This window comes from Streptomyces sp. NPDC002032 (assembly GCF_042890765.1).
In the GTDB taxonomy this organism is placed as follows: domain Bacteria; phylum Actinomycetota; class Actinomycetes; order Streptomycetales; family Streptomycetaceae; genus Streptomyces.
Genome location: NZ_JBIASM010000010.1, coordinates 20,759 through 44,873 on the forward strand (window position 1 = coordinate 20,759; position 24,115 = coordinate 44,873).

General features: G+C 76.1%; 9 protein-coding genes and 1 pseudogene. 6 read left to right on the forward strand and 4 right to left on the reverse strand.

Annotated features, from left to right (window positions below; translation table 11 throughout):
• Positions 1 to 64 precede the first annotated feature (64 nt).
• From ACFYYT_RS22810 to ACFYYT_RS22835, 6 genes and pseudogenes are all read left to right on the forward strand, one after another.
• Positions 65 to 9,574 (forward strand): annotated as a pseudogene (locus ACFYYT_RS22810) (type I polyketide synthase); the annotation flags it as partial.
• Between the two features lie 24 nt (positions 9,575 to 9,598).
• The gene (locus tag ACFYYT_RS22815) at positions 9,599 to 13,834 is read left to right on the forward strand and encodes a beta-ketoacyl synthase N-terminal-like domain-containing protein (RefSeq protein WP_351817008.1); all 4,236 of its coding nucleotides are present in this window, start codon (positions 9,599 to 9,601) and stop codon (positions 13,832 to 13,834) included.
• A 97-nt stretch (positions 13,835 to 13,931) separates the two neighbouring features.
• The gene (locus tag ACFYYT_RS22820; RefSeq protein ID WP_351817005.1) at positions 13,932 to 14,693 is read left to right on the forward strand and encodes an alpha/beta fold hydrolase; all 762 of its coding nucleotides are present in this window, start codon (positions 13,932 to 13,934) and stop codon (positions 14,691 to 14,693) included.
• Between the two features lie 36 nt (positions 14,694 to 14,729).
• Positions 14,730 to 15,461 (forward strand): 4'-phosphopantetheinyl transferase superfamily protein, encoded by a 732-nt coding sequence (locus ACFYYT_RS22825; protein WP_351817002.1) that lies wholly within the window; start codon positions 14,730 to 14,732, stop codon positions 15,459 to 15,461.
• Positions 15,462 to 15,663: 202 nt separating this feature from the next.
• Positions 15,664 to 16,659: a TauD/TfdA family dioxygenase gene (locus ACFYYT_RS22830; protein WP_351816999.1), complete on the forward strand. Its 996-nt coding sequence runs from the start codon at positions 15,664 to 15,666 to the stop codon at positions 16,657 to 16,659.
• Between the two features lie 89 nt (positions 16,660 to 16,748).
• Positions 16,749 to 19,745, forward strand: coding sequence for a non-ribosomal peptide synthetase (locus ACFYYT_RS22835; RefSeq protein ID WP_351816997.1), 2,997 nt, complete (start codon positions 16,749 to 16,751; stop codon positions 19,743 to 19,745).
• 102 nt (positions 19,746 to 19,847) lie between these two features.
• On the opposite strand, the gene ACFYYT_RS22840 is transcribed toward ACFYYT_RS22835, so the two are convergent.
• The 4 genes from ACFYYT_RS22840 to ACFYYT_RS22855 all read right to left on the reverse strand — a co-directional run bounded on the left by ACFYYT_RS22840 (position 19,848) and on the right by ACFYYT_RS22855 (position 24,110).
• The gene (locus tag ACFYYT_RS22840) at positions 19,848 to 20,456 is read right to left on the reverse strand and encodes a response regulator transcription factor (protein WP_351816994.1); all 609 of its coding nucleotides are present in this window, start codon (positions 20,454 to 20,456) and stop codon (positions 19,848 to 19,850) included.
• A 147-nt stretch (positions 20,457 to 20,603) separates the two neighbouring features.
• On the reverse strand, positions 20,604 to 21,422 hold the full coding sequence (locus ACFYYT_RS22845; protein WP_351816991.1) for an AfsR/SARP family transcriptional regulator: 819 nt from the start codon (positions 21,420 to 21,422) through the stop codon (positions 20,604 to 20,606).
• 122 nt (positions 21,423 to 21,544) lie between these two features.
• Complete coding sequence (locus tag ACFYYT_RS22850) at positions 21,545 to 22,513, reverse strand: Gfo/Idh/MocA family oxidoreductase (protein WP_351816988.1); 969 nt, start codon at positions 22,511 to 22,513, stop codon at positions 21,545 to 21,547.
• Positions 22,514 to 22,724: 211 nt separating this feature from the next.
• Positions 22,725 to 24,110 carry an NDP-hexose 2,3-dehydratase family protein gene (locus ACFYYT_RS22855; protein ID WP_351817037.1) on the reverse strand — a complete coding sequence of 462 codons (1,386 nt, stop codon included), beginning with the start codon at positions 24,108 to 24,110 and terminating at the stop codon, positions 22,725 to 22,727.
• Positions 24,111 to 24,115 lie beyond the last annotated feature (5 nt).

Genomic DNA, 24,115 nt, shown 5'->3' on the forward strand with positions numbered 1-24,115 from the left:
GAACCCCCTGATGGCGCCCCAGATGGCGAACGAAGAGAAACTGCGCTACTTCCTCAAGCGGGTCTCCGCCGACCTGGAAACAGCGCACGAGCGGCTCCGCGAAGTGGAGGCGCGCGACACGGAGCCGCTCGCCATCGTCGGCATGAGCTGCCGCTTCCCCGGCGGCGTCCGGTCCCCCGAGCACCTGTGGGACCTGGTCGAGGGCGGCGTCGACGCGCTCACCCCGTTCCCCGCCGACCGCGGCTGGAACTTGGAGACGCTCTTCGACGCCGACCCCGACCACCGGGGCACCTCGTACGCCCGTGACGGCGGGTTCCTCCACGACGCGGGCGACTTCGACCCGGCGTTCTTCGGGATCTCGCCGCGCGAGGCCCTCGCCATGGACCCCCAGCAGCGGCTGCTGCTGGAAACCTCCTGGGAGGCCTTCGAGCGGGCCGGCATCGACCCGGCGTCGCTGCGCGGCAGCCGCACCGGCGTCTTCGCCGGCACCAACGGGCAGGACTACCCGGCCCTGCTGATGGGCTCGGCCGACGTCGCGGACGGTCTGGAGGGCTACCTGGCCACCGGCAGCGCCGCCGCCGTCGTCTCCGGCCGCGTCTCCTACGCCCTCGGCCTGGAGGGGCCCTCGGTCACCGTCGACACCGCCTGCTCCTCGTCGCTGGTCGCCCTCCACCTGGCCTGCCAGTCGCTGCGCCGGCGCGAGTCCACCCTCGCGCTGGCCGCCGGCGTCACCGTCATGGCCACGCCCGGCATGTTCATCGGCTTCAGCCGCCAGCGCGGGCTGTCGGCGTCCGGCCGCTGCAAGGCGTTCTCGGCCGACGCCGACGGCACCGGCTTCGCCGAGGGCGTCGGGGTGCTCCTCGTGGAACGCCTCGGCGACGCCCGGCGCAACGGCCACCGCGTCCTGGCCCTCGTCCGCGGCTCCGCCGTCAACCAGGACGGCGCCAGCAACGGCCTCACCGCCCCCAACGGCCCCGCCCAGCAGCGCGTCATCCACCAGGCGCTGGCCGACGCCCGCCTCACCGCCGACCAGGTCGACGCCGTCGAGGCGCACGGCACCGGCACCACCCTCGGCGACCCCATCGAGGCCCAGGCCCTGCTCGCCACCTACGGGCAGCACCGCGAGGGCGCCGACCCGCTGTACCTGGGCTCGCTGAAGTCCAACATCGGCCACACCCAGGCCGCCGCGGGCATCGCCGGCGTCATCAAGATGGTCATGGCCATGCGGCACGGCACCCTCCCGCGCACCCTGCACGTCGACGCCCCCACCCCGCACGTCGACTGGAGCGCCGGGGCCGTCGACCTCCTCACCGAAGCGCGCCCCTGGCCCGCCCGGGAGGACCGGCCGCGCCGGGCCGGCGTCTCCTCCTTCGGCGTCAGCGGCACCAACGCCCACACCATCCTGGAAGAAGCCCCCGCCGACCCGGCACCCGCCGATCCGGCCCCCGCGACCGCGAGTTCCGCGACCGCGAGTTCCGAGACCGCGAGTTCCGCGCCCGGGGCGGGCTTCGCGACGCCCTGGCTGCTGTCCGGACGCGGCGACGCCGCCCTGCGCGCCCAGGCCGCCGCGCTCCGCGCCCACCTCGCCGCCCGCCCCGACCAGGGCGTCGCGGACGTCGCGCACTCCCTGGCCACCGGCCGCACCGCCTTCGAGGACCGGGCCGTGCTCACCGCCCCCGACCGCGAGGGCCTGCTCACCGCCCTGGACGCGCTCACCGCCGGTGACGACGCGCCCGGCCTGGTGCGCGGCACCGTCGCCGACGGCAAGGTGGCCTTCCTCTTCAGCGGCCAGGGCTCCCAGCGCCTCGGCGCGGGCCGCGCGCTGCACGCCGCCGCACCGGAGTTCGCCGCCGCCTTCGACGAGGCCGCCGCCCACCTCGACCCGCACCTGGAGCGCCCGCTGCGCGAGGTGCTCTTCGCCGAGGAGGGCTCCGCCGAGGCCGGGCTGCTGCACCGCACCGACTTCACCCAGGCCGCCCTCTTCGCCGTCGGGACCGCCCTGTACCGCCTCGTCACCGCCTGGGGCCTGCGCGCCGACCACCTCGCGGGCCACTCCGTCGGCGAGATCACCGCCGCCCACGTCGCCGGGGTGCTCTCGCTGCCCGACGCCGCGCGCCTGGTCGCCGCCCGCGGCCGGCTCATGGCCGCGCTGCCCGAGGGCGGTGCGATGGTCTCCGTACGCGCCTGCGAGGACGAGGTCGCCGCACTCGTCGCCGCGTACCCGGACGTGAGCATCGCCGCCGTCAACGGCCCGGAATCCGTGGTGGTCTCGGGCGCGGCCGAGGCCGTCACCGAGATCGCCGGCACGCTCGCCGGACGCGGCGTGAAGACCAAGCGGCTCACCGTCAGCCACGCCTTCCACTCCCCGCTCATGGAGCCCATGCTGGAAGGGTTCCGGCAGGTCGCGCAGGAGCTCACGTACGCGCCGCCGGCCCTGCCCGTCGTCTCCGGCCTCACCGGCCGGCCCGTGCCCGCCGCCCAGCTGTGCACCCCCGACCACTGGGTGCGCCACGTCCGGGAGACCGTCCGCTTCGCCGACACCGTCCACCGGCTCCACGACAGCGGCGTGCGCACCTTCGTCGAACTCGGCCCCGGCGGTGTCCTGTCCGCCCTGACCCGGGAATGCCTCGCCGACACCGCCGCCGCCGGGCCGGGCGCCACCGGCCCGGGCGACACCGGACCGGCCGCCGATGCCGTGCCGCTGCTGCGCTCCGACCGGCCCGAGCCGCAGGCCCTGCTGACCGCGCTCGCCCGGCTGCACGTACGCGGCGCCGGCCCCGACTGGGGCCGGATCGTCACCCCCGGCCGCGCCGTCGACCTGCCGACGTACGCCTTCCGGCACCAGCGCTACTGGCCCACCCCCCGCACCTTCACCGCCCCCGGCGCCGCTCCCGGCGCACCCCGGGCCGCCGCCACGGACCCGTTGCGCTACGACGTGACCTGGCGGCCGCTGACCCTCGCCCGCCCCGCCGGCGCCCCCGGCACCTGGCTCGTGGTGCTGCCCGAGCACGCCGGAGCCGCCGCCCGCGAGGTCCTGGAGGCGCTCGCCGGACGCGGCGTGCACATCGTGCCCTTCACCCCCGCCGCCGACGACCGCACCGCCCTCGCCGCCCGGCTGCGCGAACTGACCCCGCCCGACGGCATCCTGTCGCTGCTCGCCCTCGACGAACCCGCGGCCACGGACCCGGCCCCCACAGCCGCCACCGACCCGCTCGGGATCGCGGCCGGCCGCTCCCTGCTCCACCGCACCCACGCCCTCTTCCTCGCCCTCGGCGACGCCGGCCTGCGGGCCCCCCTGTGGTGCGTCACCCGGGGCGCGGTCTCGGCCGTCACCGCCGACCCCCTCGACGCCCCCGCCCAGGCCCTGCTGTGGGGCTACGGCAAGACCGCCGGCCGCGAACACCCCCACCGCTGGGGCGCCCTCGTCGACCTCCCCGCCACCCTCGACACCCGCACCGCCGACCTGCTCCTCGCCGTCCTCACCGAAGGCGCCGAGGACGAGGTCGCGGTCCGCCCCGCGGGCGCCTTCGCCCGCCGCCTCGCACACACCCCCGCCGACCCGGCCCCCCGGCCCGGATGGACCCCGCGCGGCACCGTCCTCGTCACCGGCGGCACCGGCGCCCTCGGCGCCCACACCGCCCGCTGGCTCGCCGCCCACGGCGCCGGCCACCTCGTCCTCACCAGCCGGTCCGGCCCCGCCGCCCCCGGCGCCGAGCGGCTCGCCGACGAACTGCGCACCCTCGGCGCCCGCGTCACCCTCGCCGCCTGCGACGTCGCCGACCGCGAGGCCCTCGCCGCGCTGCTGGCCGGACTCGAAGAGCCTCTCACCGCCGTCGTCCACACCGCGGGCGTCCTCGACGACGGCGTACTCGACCAGCTCACGGACGACCGCATCGACGCCGTGCTGCGCCCCAAGGCCGACGCCGCCGCGCACCTGCACGACCTCACCCGGCACCTGGACCTCGACGCCTTCGTCCTCTACTCCTCCCTGGCCGGCCTCCTCGGCAACGCCGGACAGGCCAACTACGCCGCCGCGAACGCCTTCCTCGACGCCCTCGCCGCCCACCGCCACGCCCTCGGCCTGCCCGCCACCTCCCTGGCCTGGGGCCCCTGGGCCGGAGCGGGCATGGCCACCGACTCCGCCGTCGTCGAGGAGCGCATGCGCCGCTCCGGCATGCCGGCCCTCGCCGCGGACGCCGCCCTGGAGGCGCTGGCCCGCGCCGTGCACCGCGGCGCCCCCCTCACGGCCGTGGCCGAGATCGACTGGGAGCGCTTCGCCCCCGGCTTCCTCGCCGCCCGCCGTGCCCCGCTGCTCCACGACGTCCCCGCGGTACGCGCCCTGCTCGACGCGGCCGGCCCCGGCCAGGGCGGCCGCCCGGCCCCCGGCGACCCGCTGCGCGAACGCCTCGTCCGCGCCTCCGCCGCCGAACGCGGCCGGCTGCTCCTGGACCTCGTCCGCACCCGGGCCGCCGCCGTCCTCGGCCACCCCTCCGCCGACGCCGTCCCGCCCGGCAAGGCCTTCCGCGAGCTCGGCTTCGACTCGCTCACCGCCATGGAGCTGCGCAACCTCCTGGGCGCCGCCACCGGACTGGCCCTGTCCGCCACGCTCGTCTTCGACTACCCCGTCCCGGCCCTGCTCGCCCGGCACCTGGAGGAGGAACTCTTCGGCGCCTCCGCCGCCGACGCGCCCACCACGAGGCCCGCCGCCGCCTCCGCCGCCGCCTCCGACGAGCCCATCGCCATCGTCGGCATGAGCTGCCGCTTCCCCGGCGGCGCCGACAGCCCCGAACGGCTGTGGCAGCTGCTCGCCGCGGGCCGGGACGCCATCACCGCCCTGCCCGAGCACCGCGGCTGGGACACCGACCGGCTCTACGACGCCGACCCCGACAGCACCGGCACCTCCTACGTACGCTCCGGCGGCTTCCTGCACGAGGCGGGCGACTTCGACGCCGAGTTCTTCGGGATCTCGCCCCGCGAGGCCCTCGCCATGGACCCCCAGCAGCGCCTGCTCCTGGAGGCCTCCTGGGAGGTCCTGGAGCGCGCGGGCATCGACCCGGCCTCGCTGCGCTCCACCGCCACGGGCGTCTTCGCGGGCACCAACGGCCAGGACTACGCGGGCCTCCTGCTGGCCGCCCAGGCCGGCGTCGAGGGCTACATGGCCACCGGCAACGGCGCCAGCGTCCTCTCCGGCCGCGTCTCCTACGCGCTCGGCCTCGAAGGCCCGGCCATGACCGTCGACACCGCCTGCTCCTCGTCCCTGGTCGCCCTCCACCTCGCGGCGCAGGCGCTGCGCACCGGCGAGTGCTCGCTGGCCCTCGCGGGCGGCGTGACGGTGATGTCGACCCCCGGCGCCTTCGTGGAGTTCTCCCGCCAGCGCGGCCTCGCCGCCGACGGCCGCTGCAAGGCCTTCGCGGCCGGGGCGGACGGCACCGGCTGGGGCGAGGGCGTCGGCATGCTTCTGCTGGAGCGGCTCTCCGACGCCCGCGCCAACGGCCACCGCGTCCTGGCGGTCGTCCGGGGCTCCGCCGTCAACCAGGACGGCGCCAGCAACGGACTCACCGCCCCCAACGGCCCCGCCCAGCAGCGCGTCATCCGCGCCGCCCTCGCCAACGCCGGGCTCACCGCCGCCGACGTGGACGCCGTCGAGGCGCACGGCACCGGCACCGCGCTCGGCGACCCGATCGAGGCCCAGGCCCTGCTGGCCACGTACGGACAGGGGCGCGCCGAGGACCGGCCGCTGTGGCTGGGCTCGGTGAAGTCGAACATCGGCCACACCCAGGCCGCCGCGGGCGTCGCGGGCATCATCAAGATGGTCCAGGCGATGCACCACGGCGTGCTGCCCAAGACCCTGCACGTCGACGCGCCGTCCCCGCACGTGGACTGGACGGCGGGCGCCGTGGAGCTGCTCACCGAGGACCGCACCTGGGCGGCGGACGAGGACCGCCCGCGCCGGGCCGGCGTCTCCTCCTTCGGCGTCAGCGGCACCAACGCCCACGTGATCCTGGAACAGGCCCCGGAGGCCCCCGAAGCGGACCCCGCGCCCGTGCGGAGCGACGTCGGTACCCCGGCCGTGCCGTGGGTGCTCTCCGGCCGCACCGAGGCGGCCGTCCGGGGGCAGGCCGAGCGCCTCGCCGCGTACACGGCCGAGCGCGCCGGGCTGGAGGCGGTGGACGTCGGCCTCTCGCTGGCGACGACCCGGGCCGTGATGGAGCACCGCGCGGTCGTCCTGGGCCCGGATTTCACCGGTTCCCTGACGGCCCTGGCCGACGGCCGCGACAGCTCGGACGTGGTGTACGGCCGGGCGACGGCCTCGGAGGCGGTGTTCGTCTTCCCCGGGCAGGGTTCGCAGTGGGTCGGTATGGCCGTCGAACTCCTCGATTCCTCGCCGGTGTTCGCGGCGCGGATCGCGGAGTGCGAGGAGGCCCTTGCCGACTACGTGGACTGGTCGCTGACGGAGGTGCTGCGTTCGGACGATCCGCTGGAGCGGGTGGACGTGGTCCAGCCGGTGCTGTTCGCGGTGATGGTGGCGCTGGCCGAGGTGTGGATCTCGTACGGGGTCCGTCCGTCGGCCGTCATCGGGCACTCGCAGGGTGAGATCGCCGCCGCGTGCGTCGCGGGAGCGCTGTCGCTGGACGACGCCGCCAAGGTCGTGGCGTTGCGCAGCCGGGCCATCGATGCCATCGCGGGTCTGGGGGGCATGGTCTCGGTCGGGCTGTCGGCCGCCGATGCGGCCGAGCGGATCGCCGTGTCCTTCGGGGACCGGCTGGCGGTGGCGGCGGTCAACGGCCCGGTTTCGACGGTGGTGTCGGGTGATGCGGACGCCTGTGAGGAGCTGGTCACTGTCCTGTCGGCCGAGGGCGTCCGGGTGCGTCGGGTGGCGGTGGAGTACGCCTCGCACTGCGCGCACGTGGAGAAGCTGGAGGCCGAACTGGCCGAGCTGCTGGGCGGACTGAACCCGCAAGCCTCCGAGATCCCCATGTATTCGACGCTGACCGGTGAGGTGCTGGACACCACCGGACTGGACGGCGGGTACTGGTACCGCAACCTGCGCAATACGGTCCTGTTCGAGGACGCGGTGAAGGCCGCCGTGGCCGATGGGCACCGGCTGTTCATCGAGTCCAGCCCGCACCCCGTCCTCGCCGTCGGCCTCGCCGAGATGGACGTCCTGGCCGTCGGCTCGCTGCGCCGGGACGAGGGCGGTCTGCGCCGGGTGTTCACCTCCCTCGCCGAGGCGTGGGTGAACGGCGCCGACGTCGACTGGTCCGTGGTGTTCGCCGGGACCGGCGCGCAGCGTGTCGACCTGCCGACGTACGCTTTCCAGCACCAGCGGTTCTGGCCCCGGCCCAAGGCCTTCAGCCCGCCGTCCGGGACGGCCCAGGCCGATCCGGTCGACGCCGCCTTCTGGGAGGCCGTCGAACGCGAGGACGCGGACGTTCTGGCCGCGACCCTGGAGATCTCCGGCGACCAGCCCTGGAGCGACGTCCTGCCCGCCCTGTCCCACTGGCGGCGCGAGCGCCGCGAGCAGTCGGCGGTGGACGGCTGGCGCTACCGGGTCACCTGGAAGCCGCTCGCCGAGCCGGCCCGGACGGCCCCGACCGGCAACTGGCTGCTGGTGACCCCCGAGGTCGCGGACCCCGCGGCGCGGGCCGAGGCCGAACGGATCGCCGGCTGGCTCGCCGACGGATACGCCGGTTTCACCCGGATCACCGTGCCCGACGCGGAGCCGGACCGGGCCGGGCTCGCCACGCGGATCCGCGCCGAGCGGCCCGCCGGCGTCCTGTCCCTGCTGGCCCTGGCCGAACGGCCGCAGGCGGCGAGCACCGGACTGCCGGCGGGGCTGGCTTCCACCCTGACCCTGCTCCAGGCCCTGGCCGACGCGGACGCCGTCGCACCCCTGTGGTGCGCCACCCGGGGCGCGGTCGCCGTGGGCCGCTCGGAGTCCGTGACGCGTCCGGCGCACACGGCCGTCTGGGGCCTCGGCCGCGTCGCGGCCCTGGAACACCCCGGGCGCCGCGGCGGCCTGCTGGACCTGCCGGAGGAGACCGACGCGCGCTCCCTGCGCCGGCTGCTCGCGCTGCTCGCCGGGGACCACGGCGAGGACCAGATCGCCCTGCGCGACACGGCCGCGTACGTCCGCCGCCTGACCCGGGTCCCGGGCGGCGCCGGCCGGCCCGCCCGGCCGTGGCGGCCGCGCGGAACCGTACTGGTCACCGGCGGCACCGGCGCCCTCGGCGGCCACGTAGCCCGCTGGCTGGCCGCGAACGGCGCCGAACACCTGGTGCTGACCGGCCGGCGTGGCCCGGACGCCCCCGGAGCCCGGGAACTTGCCCGGGAGCTGGAGGAGTCGGGTGCCCGGGTGACGATCGCCGCCTGCGACGCCGCCGACCGCGACCGGCTCGCCGCGCTCCTGGAGAAGGTGGCCGCCGACGGCGGTCCCGTACGGGCCGTGGTGCACGCCGCCGGGATCACCGCGCAGGGCGCCCTGGACGCCGTCACGCACGACGGCTTCGCCGACGTGTTCGCCGCCAAGGCGGCCGGCGCCCGGCACCTGCACGAACTCACCGCCGGTCTGGACCTGGACGCCTTCGTGCTGTTCTCCTCCGGTGCGGCCGTCTGGGGCGGCGCCGGGCAGGGCGCGTACGCCGCCGCCAACGCCTACCTCGACGGGCTCGCCGAGTACCGGGCCGGCCTCGGCCTCGCCGCCACCTCGGTGGCCTGGGGCAGCTGGGCGGGCGGCGGGATGGCGGATGGCGACGCCGAACGGGAACTGCTGCGGCGGGGCGTGCGCGCCATGGCGCCGGAGCGGGCGGTGTCCGCGCTGGCGCTCGCGGTCGGCGCCGGTACGCCGACGCTGACCGTGGCCGACGTCGATTGGGCGCGCTTCGCCCCCGCGTTCACCATCGCCCGCCCCAGCCCGCTCCTGGCGGACCTGCCGGAGGCGCGCAGCGCGCTGGAGCCGGCCGAGGACCCGCAGGAGAGCGGCACCGGCGACACGCGGGCCGCGCTGCGCGCCCGGCTGCTCGCCGCGGCCGAGTCCGAGCGGGACCGGATCCTGCTGGACCTGGTGTGCGACGCGGCCGCGGCGGTACTGGGCCACGCGTCCGGCGCCGCCGTCGACCCGGAGCGGGCCTTCCGGGAACTGGGCTTCGACTCGGTGACCGCGCTGGAACTGCGCAAGCGGCTGGGCACGGCGACGGGCCTGCGGCTGCCGGCCACCGTGGTCTTCGACCACCCGGCGCCGACCGCCCTGCGCGACCTGCTGCGTACCGAGCTGCTGCCCGCCGAGGGGGCCGGTCCGGGTGACACCGGGGACGAGGCCGCCCTGCGCGAGGCCCTGGCCGCGGTGCCGCTCGAACGGTTCCGTGAGGAGGGGCTGCTGGACGCGCTGTGGCGGCTGGCCGCCGAGGCGACCGCGGCGGACGGGCCCCGTACCGGGGGCCCCGTGGGGGACGCGGCCGACGCGGTACGGGATGCCGCCCCGCCGCGGCCGCAGGCCGACCTCAGCGCCGAGATCGGGTCGATGGACGTCCGGGACCTGATCCGCATGGCGCTGGGCGACGACCAATCCGAATGAGCTGGAACTAGGGGAGTGGGACCGGTGAGCGAGACGAACACCGACGAGGTCGTCGCCGCGTTGCGGACGACGCTGCTGGACAACCAACGGCTGCGCACGGAGAACGGACGGCTGGCCGCCGGGGCCGCGCGGGCGGCCGAGCCCGTCGCGATCGTCGGCATGAGCTGCCGCTTCCCGGGCGGCGCCGACACCCCGGAGGAGCTGTACCGGCTGGCGGCCGAGGGCGTCGACGCGCTCGGCGGGTTCCCGGACGACCGGGGCTGGGAGGCGGCCGGATTCACCGCCGGGGCCCGGGCCGCAGCCGTCGACGCGGATGCAGACGCAGATGCAGAGGCGGCCGACGACGGTGACGGTGACGCAGACGGGCAGGGCGGCGGAGGCGATGGCTACGCCCCCGTCGGCGGGTTCGTCCACGGCGTCACCGGGTTCGACCCGGCGTTCTTCGGGATCTCGCCGCGCGAGGCCCTCGCCATGGACCCCCAGCAGCGGCTGCTGCTGGAAACCTCCTGGGAGGCCGTCGAACGGGCCGGCATCGACCCGGCCACCCTGCGCGGCAGTGCCACCGGTGTCTTCGCGGGCGCGTCGGGCTCCGGCTACGCGGCCGGCCTGCTCGGCACCGAGGAGGGCACCGAGGGCTACCTGCTCACCGGTTCCTCGGGCAGCGTCATCTCGGGCCGGGTCGCCTACGCGCTCGGCCTGGAGGGCCCCGCGGTCACCGTCGACACGGCCTGTTCCTCCTCGCTGGTGGCCCTGCACCTGGCGGCCCGCGCCCTGCGCGCCGACGAGTGCACCCTGGCGCTCGCCGCGGGCGTGACCGTCATGGTGACGCCCGGCGCGTTCGCCGAGTTCGCCCGCCAGCGCGGCCTTGCGGGCGACGGCCGCTGCAAGTCCTTCGCGGCCGCGGCCGACGGCACCGGCTGGGGCGAGGGCGCGGGCGTCCTCGTCCTGGAGCGGCTGTCCGACGCGCGCAGGAACGGCCACCGGGTCCTCGCCGTGCTCCGCGGCTCCGCCGTCAACCAGGACGGCGCCTCCAACGGCCTGACCGCGCCGAGCGGCCCGGCCCAGCGCCGTGTCATCCGCCAGGCACTCGCCGACGCCGGGCTCGCCGCCCACCAGGTCGACCTGCTGGAGGCGCACGGCACCGGCACCACCCTCGGCGACCCCATCGAGGCGCAGGCGCTGCTGGCCACCTACGGCCAGGGGCGCGCCGCGGACCGGCCGCTGTGGCTGGGCTCGGTGAAGTCCAACATCGGCCACACGCAGGCCGCCTCGGGCATGGCGGGCGTCATCAAGGCCGTCGAGGCGATGCGCCACGGCGTCATGCCCGCGACGCTGCACGTGGACGAGCCGTCCCCGATGGTCGACTGGACCTCCGGCGCGGTCGAACTGCTCACGGCGGGGCGGCCCTGGCCCGAGACGGGCCAGCCGCGCCGAGCCGCCGTCTCCGCCTTCGGCGTCAGCGGCACCAACGCGCACGTCATCCTCGAACAGGCCCCGCCCGAAGGGGCCCAGGCCGAACAGCCCCAGGCCGGACAGCCCCAGGCCGAACAGCCCCAGGCCGGACAGGCAGCTGCCGAGCATGAGCCCGGCGTCGCGCCCGCGGCCCGGACGGCGCCGCCCGTCGCCTTCCCCTGGCCGGTCTCCGGCCGCACCCCGGCCGCCCTGCGCGGCCAGGCCCGCAAGCTCGCCGCGTACCTGGCGGCCCGCCCCGGGGCCGGGCAGCTGGAGGTCGGCCGGGCGCTGGCCACCACCCGCTCCCACTTCGAGCGGCGGGCCGTGGTCCTCGCCCCCGACCGGGCGGGCGCCGTCCGCTCCCTGCACGCGCTGGAGGCCGGCGAACCGGCCCCGGACCTGATCACCGGGCAGGCCGTACGCGGCGGACGCACGGCCTTCCTGTTCACCGGCCAGGGTGGCGGCTGGGCCGGAACCGGACGCGAACTGTACGCCTCCCGGCCGGCCTTCGCCGACGCCTTCGACGCGATCTGCGCCCACCTCGACCCGCTCCTCGGCCTGCCGCTGCGCGAGGTCGCCTTCGCCGAGCCCGGCTCGGAGCGCGCCGCACTCCTGGAGCGGACCGGCTGGGCCCAGCCGGCGCTGTTCGCGCTCCAGACCGCGCTGCTGCGGCTCCTGGCGGACTGGGGCGTCGTCCCCGACTTCGTCTTCGGCCACTCGGTCGGCGAGCTCGCCGCCGCCCACGCCGCCGACGTCCTCACCCTCGCGGACGCCTGCACCCTGGTGGCGGCCCGGGGCCGGCTGATGGACGCGCTGCCGGCGGGCGGCACCATGGTCGCCGTGCGCGCCGGGGAGGAGCGGGCCGCCGCCGTGCTGGCCGGCCATCCGGACGGCGCCGCCGTCGCGGTCGCCGCCGTCAACGGCCCGGCCGCCACCGTGCTCTCCGGCCCCCGGACCGCCCTGGAGCGGGTCGTGGCGGAGTTCGGGGCGCACGGGGTGAAGACGAAATGGCTGCCGGCCGGTCACGCCTTCCACTCCGCGCTGCTCGACCCCGCGCTCGACGATTTCCGCCGGATCGCCGAGGGCATCGCCTTCCGCCCGCCGCGCCTCCCGCTCTTCTCCGGCCTGACCGGTGAGCCCGTGGACGCCGACGAGGTGCGCACCGCCGGGTACTGGGTGCGCCAGGCGCGCCACACCGTCCGCTTCGACGACGGCGTGCGCCGGCTGCGCGCGGCCGGCACGGCCACCTTCCTCGAACTGGGCCCCGGCGGCGTACTGACCGCGCTGGCCAGGGAGTCCCTGGCGGCCCTGCCGCCCGCCGAGGGTCCCGCCCCGGCCGCCGTCGCGGCCCTGCGCCCGGGCCGGCCGGAAGAGGACTGCCTGCTCACCGCCGTGGCCGAACTGCACGTGCGCGGCGCGGCCGTCGACTGGGCGGCCGTGTACGGGCCGTGGGGCGGCGGCCGGGCCGAGCTGCCCACGTACGCCTTCCAGCACCAGCGGTACTGGCCACAGCCCACCGGCGCCCCGGCCCCGGCCCCGCGCGCAGGTGCCCCGGCCGCGCCCGGCACCGCGCCCGGGCCGGACGGGGACACGGCGCCGGGTGCCGCCGACGCGGAGCTGCGCGGCCGGATCGCGGCCGCTCCCGCCGGGCCGCGCGAGGCGCTGCTGCGCGCCGCCGTCCTCGAACGGGCCGCGGCCGTGCTGCGCTACGCCGACGAGGGCGAGCTCGACGGGGAGCGGGACTTCCTTGAGCTGGGTTTCGACTCGCTGACCGCGCTGGAGCTGCGCGACCGGCTGGCCCGGCTGCTGGACCTGGAGCTGTCGGGCACGCTGCTGTTCGACCACCCCACCGCCACCGCCCTCGCCCGTCATCTGGCCACGCTCCTGGACGCCCCGGGCACCCCCGCCGGGGACGCCCCGGACGCCGGAGCGGCCGGGGCCCCGCCGGCCCAGGGCCTGCTCGGCACCCTGTTCGGGACCGCGCGCCGGGCCGGCCGGCCCGACCAGTACACCCGCCTGCTGCTCGAACTCGCCTCGTTCCGGCCCACGTTCACCGATCCGGCGGAGCTCGTCCGCAGCACCGGCCCGGTGCGGCTCGCCTCCGGGGGAGACGGCCCGGCGCTGGTGTGCTGCTGCACCATGTCCCCGCTGGCGGGGGCGCAGGAGTACGCCCGGCTGGCCGCGCACTTCCGCGGCAAGCGCGACGTGTACGCCCTGCCGCATCCGGGCTTCGGCCCCGAGGAGCTGCTGCCCGCCGACCGGGAGGCCCTCGTACGGGCGCAGGCGGAGGCGGTCCTGGAGGTGGTGGGGGAGCGGGAGTTCGTCCTCGCCGGGCACTCCGGCGGCGCCATGGTCGCCAACTCCCTCGCCCGCCACCTCGAAGCGGCCGGCCGGCCACCGCTGGGCCAGGCACTGCTGGACGTCTACCCCTCGGACAGCGAGGTGATGGCCGCCTGGATCCCGCAGCTGATGGACGGGATGACCGAGCGGACCACCGCGTACACGCCGATGGACGACTTCCGCGTCACCGCCTGGGCCGCGTACATCCCGCTGTTCGCCGACTGGCGCCCCGAGCCGACGGCCGCCCCGACCCTGCTGCTGCGTGCCGCCGAGCCGCTGCGGGAGTGGACCGGGGAGGGGGACTGGCGGGCCGCGTGGGACTTCCCGCACACCGCCGTGGACTGCCCCGGCAGCCACTTCACGATGATCGGCGAGCACGCCGGGACCGCCGCCGGGCACCTCGACGCCTGGCTCGACGGGCTCACCACGGCCGCACGGCCGCTCGACGCCCTCCCCGCGACCGTCTGACGGCCGGCCGCACGACCACCTGACGGCCCGACGGCCGGACCGCATGACCGACCGCACACACCCGACCGAGACCGAACCGACCGAGGAGCACCAGAACATGAGCAACACCGAAGACAACGGCCTGTGGGTGCGGCGCTTCCACCCGTCGCCCGACGCCCGGGTCCGCCTGGTCTGCCTGCCGCACGCCGGCGGCTCGGCCAGCTACTACTTCCCCGTCTCCGCCGCGCTCGCCCCCGACGTGGAGGTACTGGCCGTCCAGTACCCCGGCCGCCAGGACCGCCGCCACGAGCCCTGCATCGACGACATCCAGGAGCTCGCAGAGCAGGTCTTCGCCGCGCTGACCCCCTGGACCGACCGCCCCCTGGCCCTGTTCGGGCACAGCATGGGCGCCTCGGTCGGCTTCGAGGTGGCCCGCCTGCTGGAGCACCGGGCCGGCGTCGTGCCGGCCGCGCTGTTCCCCTCCGGACGCCGCGCGCCCTCGCGCCACCGCGACGAGAACGTCCACGCCCAGGGCGACCAGCGGCTCATCCAGGAGATCCAGCGGCTCAGCGGCACCGAGGCCCGCCTCCTGGACGACCCGGAGGTGCTGCGCATGGCCCTGCCCGCGCTGCGCGGCGACTACAAGGCCGCCGAGACCTACCGCTACGTGCCCGGCCCCGACCTGAGCTGCCCGGTCACCGCCTTCGTCGGCGACGCCGACCCCAAGGCGCTGGTGGACGAGGCCGCGGACTGGGCGGCGCACACCACCGGCCCCTTCACCCTGAAGGTGTACGGCGGCGGCCACTTCTTCCTCAACGACCACAGCAAGGCGGTCGTCGCGGACATCGCGGACGGGCTGCGGGCGACCGCGGCCGTGTGAGCGAGAGCCGCGGCGAAAGCGCACCATGGGGGTGACATGATCGAGGAAATTCTTCCCGCGGGCGTGCTGAGCGCCGAGGAGTTCGGGGATCCGGAACCGGATCTGATGCTCTTTCCCGAGGAGGAAAGGGCGCTGGGTCAGGCCGTTCTGAAAAGGCGCCTGGAATTCACCACGGCCCGGCTGTGCGCCCGGCGCGCCCTGGCCGGACTCGGACTGCCGCCGGCGCCGGTGGTGCCCGGCCCGCGCGGTGAACCGCGCTGGCCGCACGGGGTGGTGGGCAGCATCACGCACTGCGCCGAATACCGGTGCGCGGCGCTGGCCCCGGCCGACGCGTTCCTGGGTCTCGGCGTCGACGCCGAACCGAACCTGGCGCTGCCCGAGGGCGTGCTGGGGGCCATCTCGCTGCGCGAGGAACGCCGCCGGCTGCTGGACCTGCCGCTGACCGACCCGCCCGTGCACTGGGACCGGCTGCTGTTCAGCGCCAAGGAGGCCGTGTACAAGACGTGGTTCCCGCTGATGCGCCGGCGCCTGGACTTCACCGACGCGGCGATCACCATCGCCCCGTACGACGGCACCTTCTCGGCCCGGCTGCTGCTCCCCGGGCCGTCCGTGCGCGGGACGCGGCTCCACACCCTGACCGGACGCTGGATGGCCCGCGACGGACTGCTGATGACCGCCATCGCGCTCCCCGCCCCGGCCCCGGCCGACGGCGCCGGCCGTGGACCGCTGCCCGCGGCGGGCATGCGGCGCGAGGTGGCGCCGGCCTGATCCGACCACCCTCACGGAAGAACGCCGGATCACCGGCCGGGGAATTCCCCGGCCGGTGATCCGGCGTTTTCCGATGGAATCCGTATAACGCCGCCCGGAAATGATGAGGGGTTTTCCGCCCGGCTTTAGGGGTTGGGGCCGGCCGCCCGCATTCATAGGCTGACCGGTGGGAAATTCGTAATCGGCGAGAAAGCGGGACGGCATGTCTGTTGACGTATCCGACAAGGTCGGCAACGACGCGGTGGTCACCCTGGACGAGCCGGAACGGGCCGAACTGGCGGAGCTGGCCGAGGACCTGCTCCGCAGCGCACCGTCCCGGATCGACACCGAGGAGTGGGTACGGGAGGCCCGGGACCGCAGCACGCTGCTGCCGGACCGGCTGCGGCGCACCCTGCGCCGGTTCACCCGCGACGCGGGCCCCGACGCCATGCTCCTGGTGCGCAACCTTCCGCGGCACCGGGGCGCCGTCCCGGACACCCCGCTGGTCGCGGGTTCGGTGCAGCGCACCGCCACCGTGCCGGCCGCCGCCCTGTCGCTCGTCGCGCTGGGTCTGGGCGAACTGGTGTCCTTCCGCGAGGAGAAGCAGGGCGCGCTCGTGCACGACGTGGTGCCGGTGCCCGGCATGGAGGAGTACCAGGGCAACGCCGGTTCGGTGGCGCTCAACATGCACACCGAGAACGCCTTCCACGCCTTCCGCCCCGACTTCGTGGGCCTGATGTGCCTGCGCAACGACCACGCGAACGTGGCCGGCCTGCGCGTGGCCTCCATCCGCCGCGCGCTGCCGCTGCTGGAGGACGCCGACCGGGTCCTGCTGCACCAGCCGCGCTACGTCACGGCCGCACCCGCCTCCTTCGGCGAGGACCAGGGCCTGCCCGAGGCCACCGGCGTGCTCTCGGGCAGCCCCGAAGACCCCGACATCACGGTGGACTTCACCAGCACCACCCCCCTCGACGACGTCGCCGCTGCGGCCCTCGCCCGGCTGCGCACCGCGATCGACCGCGTCACCACCACCCTGATCCTGGCCCCGGGCGACCTGGCCTTCGTCGACAACCGGCTCGCGCTGCACGGCCGCAACTCCTTCCTGCCGCGCTACGACGGCCGCGACCGCTGGCTCCAGCGCGCCTTCGTCCACCGCGACCTGCGGCGCTCGCGCGCCCTGCGGCCGGCCGACGGCCCGGTCGTCCACGGCACCCCCTGAACCCCAGCCCCCTGAACCCCAACCACCTGAACCCCAACCCCCTGAACACCCACACCAACCCCCACGACGTCCCCGAAGAAAGGACCACGATGGCTGTCGGAGCCGAGACGGGCACCTACCGCAGGCCGGTGTCCCCCACGGAATGCTGGTTCCTGGTCTACCCGCCCTCCGTCCCCGGCGTCATCCAGGTCTTCGTGGAGGGCGGTGGCACCATCGACCGCGCCGCACTGACCGCCGCCGTCCACACGGCCGCCGACGCCTGCCCCGGCTCCCGGCTGACCCGCCGCGGCATGGAGTGGGTCGACAGCGGCCGCGCACCCGAGGTGCGCACCGGCCTCGGCGCCGGCCTGGACCGCACCACCTTCGCGGACGAGCCCGCCCTGCACGTGCCGCTGATGGGCGACGGCGGCCCGACCTGCGAGGTGCTGCTGCTGGAGGGCGAGCCGGCCACCGTCGTCTTCCGCGCCTTCCACGGCGCGATGGACGGCAAGGGCGTCCTGCTGTGGGCCGGCGAGGTCTTCCGCGCGCTGCGCGGCGAGGGGCCGCTCGGCGCGCCCAGCGAGCTGACCGAGACCGACCTGCTGGACAAGGTCGGCGTCCCCGCGTTCGACGGCCCCAAGCCGGACCTGAACTGGCCGTCCTGCCTGGGCACCCGCCCCGCCCTGGGCGGCGGCTTCCTGTGGCGCCGGCGCACCGTCGACGGCAACCACCCCGCCCTGGTCGCCAAGATCGCCACCGTCATCACCGAGGCGACCGGCCTGGACACCGGCCGGTTCATGGTCCCCGTCGACCTGCGCCGCCACCTCCCCGACATCCGCACCACCGGCAACCTCGTGCACAACCCGCTGCTGGAGGTCACCGCCGGACAGCCCTGGCAGGACGCCCACGAGCGGCTGCTGCGCACCCTCGCCGCCGGCGGCGACCTGGCCGCCCGCGCCGAGCCCGCCCTGACGTCGGTGCCGCTGGACGTGCTCGCCCAGCAGATCAACGCCCTCGACGCCTACTCCGCCAAGATCGACCGGTACGCGGCGCTGGCCACCGTCTCGCACATGGGCCGCCTCGACCTCGCCGAGTTCGCCGCCCCCGGCTTCCACCCCACCACCGTCTACGCCCTGCCCAACTCCGGGCCGGTCGGCCCGCCCGAGGTGGACCTGTGCGAGGTCGACGGCCGCACCGAGATCACCCTGGGCTGGTACGACGGCCCGGGCGTCGCCGAGCGGGCCGAAGCACTGCTCGACCGGATCGAGGAGGCCCTGTCCCCGCGCGCCCACCGCCAGTGGGAGGGCAACCGCACCGACCGCCCGGTCGACGTCTCCCGCAGCGTGGTCCACCGCTTCGCCGAGCAGGTCCGCCGCACCCCCGACGCCGTCGCGCTCACCGGCCCGGAGGGCGAGGTCTCCTACCGGGAACTGGACGCCCGCGCCGGCGCCGTCGCCGCGGAACTGCGCCGCCGCGGCATCGGCCGCGGATCCGTCGTCGGCCTGCTGGCCGACCGTACCGTCGACGCCGTCGCCGCCATCTGGGGCGTGCTGAAGGCGGGCGCCGCCTACCTCCCGCTCGACCCCCACCACCCCGACCGGAGGCTGGCCGGCGTACTCGCCGACGCCGGGGCCGTCCTGTGCCTGACCGACCGCGCCCACGCCGGGCGCGACTGCCTGCCCGCGGGCTGCGAGCGCCTGGCCACCGCCGGCCTGCCGCCGGCCGGAGGTCCCGCCGGGGAACTGCCGGACGGGCCGGCCCCCGGCGACCTGGCGTACATCATCTACACCTCCGGCTCCACCGGTGCGCCCAAGGGGGTCGAGGTCGAGCACGGCGCGCTGACGACGTTCGCCGACTGGGCCGTGCGCGTCTACGGCGTCGACGCCGCCACCCGCTTCCCGCTGTTCACCTCGCTCGCCTTCGACCTCTCCAACACGGCGCTGTTCCTGCCGCTGCTGGTGGGCGGCTCGATCGCGCTGGTGCCCGGAGAGCTCAACCACGTCACGCTGCGCGAGGTGCTGGAGGACTCCGGCTGCAACGCGATCAAGCTGACGCCCACCCACCTCGACCTGATCGGCCGCCTCGGCATCGAACCGGCCGGCTTCAAGGCGGTCATCGCCGGCGGCGAGCTGCTGCGCGGCTCGGTCGCGGCCGCCGCGCAGCGGGCGTTCGGCCCGCAGTGCGGCATCTTCAACGAGTACGGGCCCACGGAGACCACCGTCGGCTGCATGACCCGGCGCTTCGGCCGGGACGGTGACGCCGACGCGGCCTCCGTCCCGATCGGCGTGCCCACCGACAACACCCGCATCCACCTCCTGGACGAGGAGCGGCGCTTCGTCGCGCCGGGCGAGATCGGCGAGATGTACCTGGCCGGCGAGCAGCTGGCCCGCGGCTACCGGGGCCGCCCCGACCTGACCCGCGAGCGGTTCGTGACCCTCGCCGACGGCACCCGGGCCTACCGTTCGGGCGACCTGGCGCGCCTGCTGCCCAGCGGTGAGCTGGAGTCCTGTGGCCGCAACGACGAGCAGGTCAAGGTACGCGGCCACCGGGTGGAGCCGGCCGAGATCGCCCGCGTCCTGGAGCAGCACCCGGACGTGGTGCGGGCCGTGGTGGCCGACCGGCGCCGGGCCGCCGGGGCGGACGGGGTGCTGGTCGGCTACGTGGTGGCCGACCCGGCCACCGGGCCCGCGGAGCTGACCGCGTTCACGGCCGGGCTGCTGCCCGCGTACATGGTGCCCGCGGCCGTGGTGGCCGTGCCGGACATCCCCCTGACCGTCAACGGCAAGGTGGACCTGGCCCGGCTGCCCGACCCGTTCGCCACCGAGGGGGCCGCACCACCGGTCGCCGCCGCACACGACCCGCTGGAGCGGGAGGTGGCCGGGATCTGGGCCCGCGTGCTCGATGTCGAGCTCGCCTCGGTCGGCGCCGACACCGACTTCCACCTGCTGGGCGGCACGTCCTTCACCCTGGTGGCGATGCTCGCCGCGGTGTGCGCCGAGATCGTCGGGGCGGCGGGCGAGAAGCGGTTCATGGGCCGCCTGGACGAGGTGCTGCGCCGGCCGACCCCGGCCCGGATCGCCGAACTGGCGCGCGCCGCCCGGGAGTAGGACGGGACATGACGGCGGTGGGCCGCACGCCCTCGGGCGCGCGGCCCACCGCCGCGTCACGGACCGGGCCGCCCGGCCGGCCCCCGCGGCGCGCGCCGCGCGTCACATCCAGCCGGACTCGCGGGCGATGCGGATGGCGTCGACCCGGTTGCGGGCGCCGAGCTTGTGCACCGTGCTGGTGAGGTAGTTGCGGACCGTGCCGACGGACAGACACAGCCGGGCGGCGATCTGCGAGGCACCCTCGCCCCGGGCGGCGAGCTCCAGCACCTCCGTCTGGCGCGGCGTCAGCGGCGTCTCGTGCCCGCCGTCCAGGGCCGACAGGGCGAGCTGCGGGTCGACCACCCGCTGGCCGGCGGCCACCGCGCGGATCGCCGCCGTCAGCCGGGCCGGCTCGGCGTCCTTGGGCAGGAAGCCGCACACGCGCGCCTCCAGGGCCCGGCGCAGCGTGCCGGGCTTGGCCAGACTGGTCAGGATCAGCACCCGGCACTGCGGCAGCTCCTGGTGCAGCTGCGCGGCGGCGGTGATGCCGTCCACCCCCGGCAGGTCGATGTCGAGCACCGCGACGTCCGGTCTGAGGCGGCGGGCGGTCGGCAGGATGTCGCTGCCCGATTCGACTTCGGCGACCACGTCCAGGTCGTCCTCCAGCGCCAGCAGGGACGCCAGCGCGCGGCGCAATATGTACAGATCCTCGGCAAGCATGACGCGGATCATGGAATCCCCCGTTCCCGTCCAGGCCGACCACCGACGGTCGGTGCTGGTCGGCGCCTGGCCGTTGCAGGGTACACGTTGTGCGTGGCCGGTTCGGGTAAGGAATTGGCAAGATCCGGGCCCCCGCGAGAGGGAAATGGAGCCGGTGGTTCAGGCGAACAGCAGGGCCCGCTCCCGGCGCGCCACCGCACCGGGCAGGTCCAGCGCCGGGTCCTCGGAGAGGATCAGGTGCTGCATCCGCTCCACCTCGGGGGACAGCCTCAGCCCCAGCTCCGCGGTCAGCTCCGCGCGCAGCCGCTGGTACGCCTCCAGCGCCCGCCACGTGTAGCCGGAGCGGTACAGCGCCAGCATGAAGTGGCGGCAGAACTTCTCGTCCAGCGGGTACCGGGTCGTCAGCACCCGCAGCTCCGGCACCAGTTCGCGGTGCCGGCCCAGCCGCAGGTCGCAGTCGATGCGCTGCTCCAGCGTCGCGGTCCGGTCGTCGTCCCAGCGCATCGCCTCGGCCTCCAGCACCCGCCCCACCGGTACGTCGACCAGGGCCGGCCCGCGCCACAGGCCCAGCGCCCGGTTCAGCAGGGCGGAGGCCGCCGCGTCGTCACCCGCGGCCCGGGCCGTGCGGCCCGCCGCGGCGACCCGCTCGTAGCGCGCGATGTCCACCTGCTCGCGGGGCACCGCCAGCCGGTAGGCGTTGTCCTCGGTGGTCAGCACGTCCTTGGCGGTGCGCGGGTCGCCGTCGGCCAGGACGGTCTCGATGCGCCGGCGCAGCTGCATGACGTACGTCTGGAGGGTGCGGACCGCGCTGCGCGGCGGCGCGTCGCCCCACAGTTCCTTCAGCAGGGTCCCCATCGGCACGGGGCAGTCGGCGTTCAGGGCGAGGGTGGCGAAGATCTGCCGGGGCTTGCCGGCGCTCGGCACCACGGACGTCCCCTCTTCGAGGGCCGTCAACGGTCCCAGTACGCGGATCTCCACGTCATTCCTCCTCGGCGGGCTGCGGTCGGGGTGCCGTCCGATCGTCGCACCGGGCGGGGGGCCCGGCCCAGTGCCGCCCTCCGTGATCGGCCGCTGAATTCCTCATGCCCCGCGTGTGTTTCTCACGCCCGCGCCGCTGCGTTGCGCACGTCGTCCACCAGCCGGGCCAGCGCCAGCGACCCCCGCAGCGGCTCCCGGCCGGGCCGGCCGCCCCGTACCGCCGCGGCGAAGGCGCGTACGGTGTTGGCGCACTGGTCGTCGGGGGCGAGGACCAGCTCCCGCCCGCCGCCGGGGCCGGTGAGCCGCAGTACCGGGCGGTGGTCGGCGGGCGGGGTGAACGCCCGGTCCAGGCTCAGGCTCCCCCCGCTGCCGTGCAGGGCGTACGCCGACCGGTAGGCGTGCTCCATGCCGAAGGACAGCCGGGCCTCCACCCCGGCGGGGGAGCGCAGGACGACGCTCCCGCCCCGCTCCACGGCGTGCTCCGGACGGCCCGTCAGCTCGGCGCCGACCACCTCCAGGGCGGCCCCCAGGAAGAACTGGGCGATGCGCAGCGGGTAGACGCCGACGTCGAGGAGGGCGCCGCCGCCGAGGTCCGCGCGGTGGCGAATGTCGTCCGGGGGCAGCGCCGGGATGGTGAACGCGGCCTCGAAGGAGCGCAGCTCGCCGAGGGCGCCGTCGGCGAGGAGCCGGGCCGCCGCGGCGTGCTGGGCGTGGTGCAGGAACATGAAGTTCTCCCGCAGCACCAGTCCGCGCTCCTCGGCCAGCGCCGCCAGCTCGGCCGTCTGCCGGGCATCGGTGGTCAGCGGCTTCTCGGCCAGCACGTGTTTGCCCGCGAACAGCGCGGCCCGCACCCAGCGGGCGTGCAGGGCGGCCGGTACGGGTACGTACACCGCCTCCACGTCCGGCCGCGCCAGCAGCTCCTCGTAACCGGTGGCGGCGCAGCCGAATCCGGCCGCCAGTTCGGCGGCCCGGCGCGGGCTGCGGCTGGCCACGGCGACGGGGCGGGTGGTGTCGACGGCGGCGAGCGCGGGCAGCACCCGCCGCCGGGCGATCGAGGCGCAGCCGAGCACGCCGACGCGGACGGGATCCACGGGTCCTCCTGGGGACGGAAAAGGGCCCGGGGACCCGTACGGGCCCCCGGGCCGCGGGACGGTGACGGGGCCCAGGCCTCAGCCTCAGCTGTAGCTTCAGGCTTCAGGCTTCGGGCGCCGGGGCCCGCGGGTTGCGGCCTCCGGGGCCGGGCTCCGGTCCGGGCCCCGGGCTGCTGCCTCCGGGGCCGGGTTCCGGGCCCGGGCCCCCGGCTCAGGCCAGGGAGGCGAGGCAGGCCAGCAGGGTGCGGGCCTGGACGTTGACCCGGCCGCCCTGGCGGACCAGGTCGGACAGCTGCCCCACGGTGAGCCACGCGTACTGCGGCGGCAGCTCCCGCGGCAGCCGCTCGTCCGCCTCCACCACGAGGTAGCGGCTCTCGGCGTTGCGGAACCGGCCGCCCTCCTCGGCGTGCACCGCCGAGTACAGGATCCGCGCCGGGTCCGCGGACAGGACGTCGTCCAGCAGGAACGGCCAGCGGCCGGCGGGGTGGTTCTCCGGGACGCACTGCACCGTCGGGGCCAGCTCGACCACGCCGGGCAGCCCGCCCTCCATCTTGGCCTGCACCAGCACGTGCCGCACGCCCCCGACGTCACGCACCACGAAGGCGGTGACGCCCAGCCCGCCCGGCTCCAGCAGCGGCTGGCTCCAGCTGCCCACCTCACGGCTGGCGGCCCGTACGGAGACCGCCACCACCCGGAAGAACCGGCCGTCGTGACGGGCGATCTCCTCGTCGGTGCGGTACCAGCCGGGCAGCCCGTCCAGCGGCACCCGGTCGATGCGCCACTCCGGCTCGGCCCGGTGGGCGGTGAGCCAGCCCTGCACCTCGGCGTCGCTCAGCAGCGCCGGCCCCTCCTCCTCCCGCTCCCGCGGACCGGCGGCGAGCGGGGGCAGGGCGGACAGCACGGTGCGCGCGTCCATGTTGACCGTGTTGTCGCGGCCCAGCAGTTCGTACAGCTGCCCCAGCGTCAGCCAGCAGAAGTCCTCGTGCGGCGGCACGTCCTCGTCCGTCTCGACGATCATGTTGCGGTTGCTCTTGCGGTAGAACCACGAGCCGTGCTCCGACTGGAGCACGTCGGAGAGGATCCGGCCGCGCCGCGGCCCCATGAAGTGCTCCAGGTAGCGCACCGCGGTCCCGCCGTGCACCCGCGTGTAGTTGCTGCGGGTGGCCTGCACGGTGGGGGAGAGCTGGAGCAGGTTGGGGTTGCCCGGCTCCATCTTCGCCTGCATCAGGAAGTGCGGCACCCCGTCGAACTCCTTGACGAGAATGCCCAGGACGCCCACCTCGTGCTGCCGGATGATCGGCTGCCGCCAGCTCGCCACGGGGCCCGCGGTGGTCTCCACCGACAGCCCCTCGACGGTGAAGAACCGTCCGCTGCGGTGCTCCAGGTTCCCGCTGCCCGGGGCGAAGCCCCAGCCGTCCAGCGCGGCGAACGGGATCCGGGACACCTCGAAGCGGTGGGCCCGGCCGCGCCCGGCCAGCCACTCGGCGAACTCCTCCGTCCGCAGCTGGACGCCCGCCCCGCGCCGGGCGGCCGAAGCGGCCAGCCGCTCGGTCAGCGCCCGGTCGGTGCGCGGCCGCAGCACGGCGGCCGGATCCAGGACGC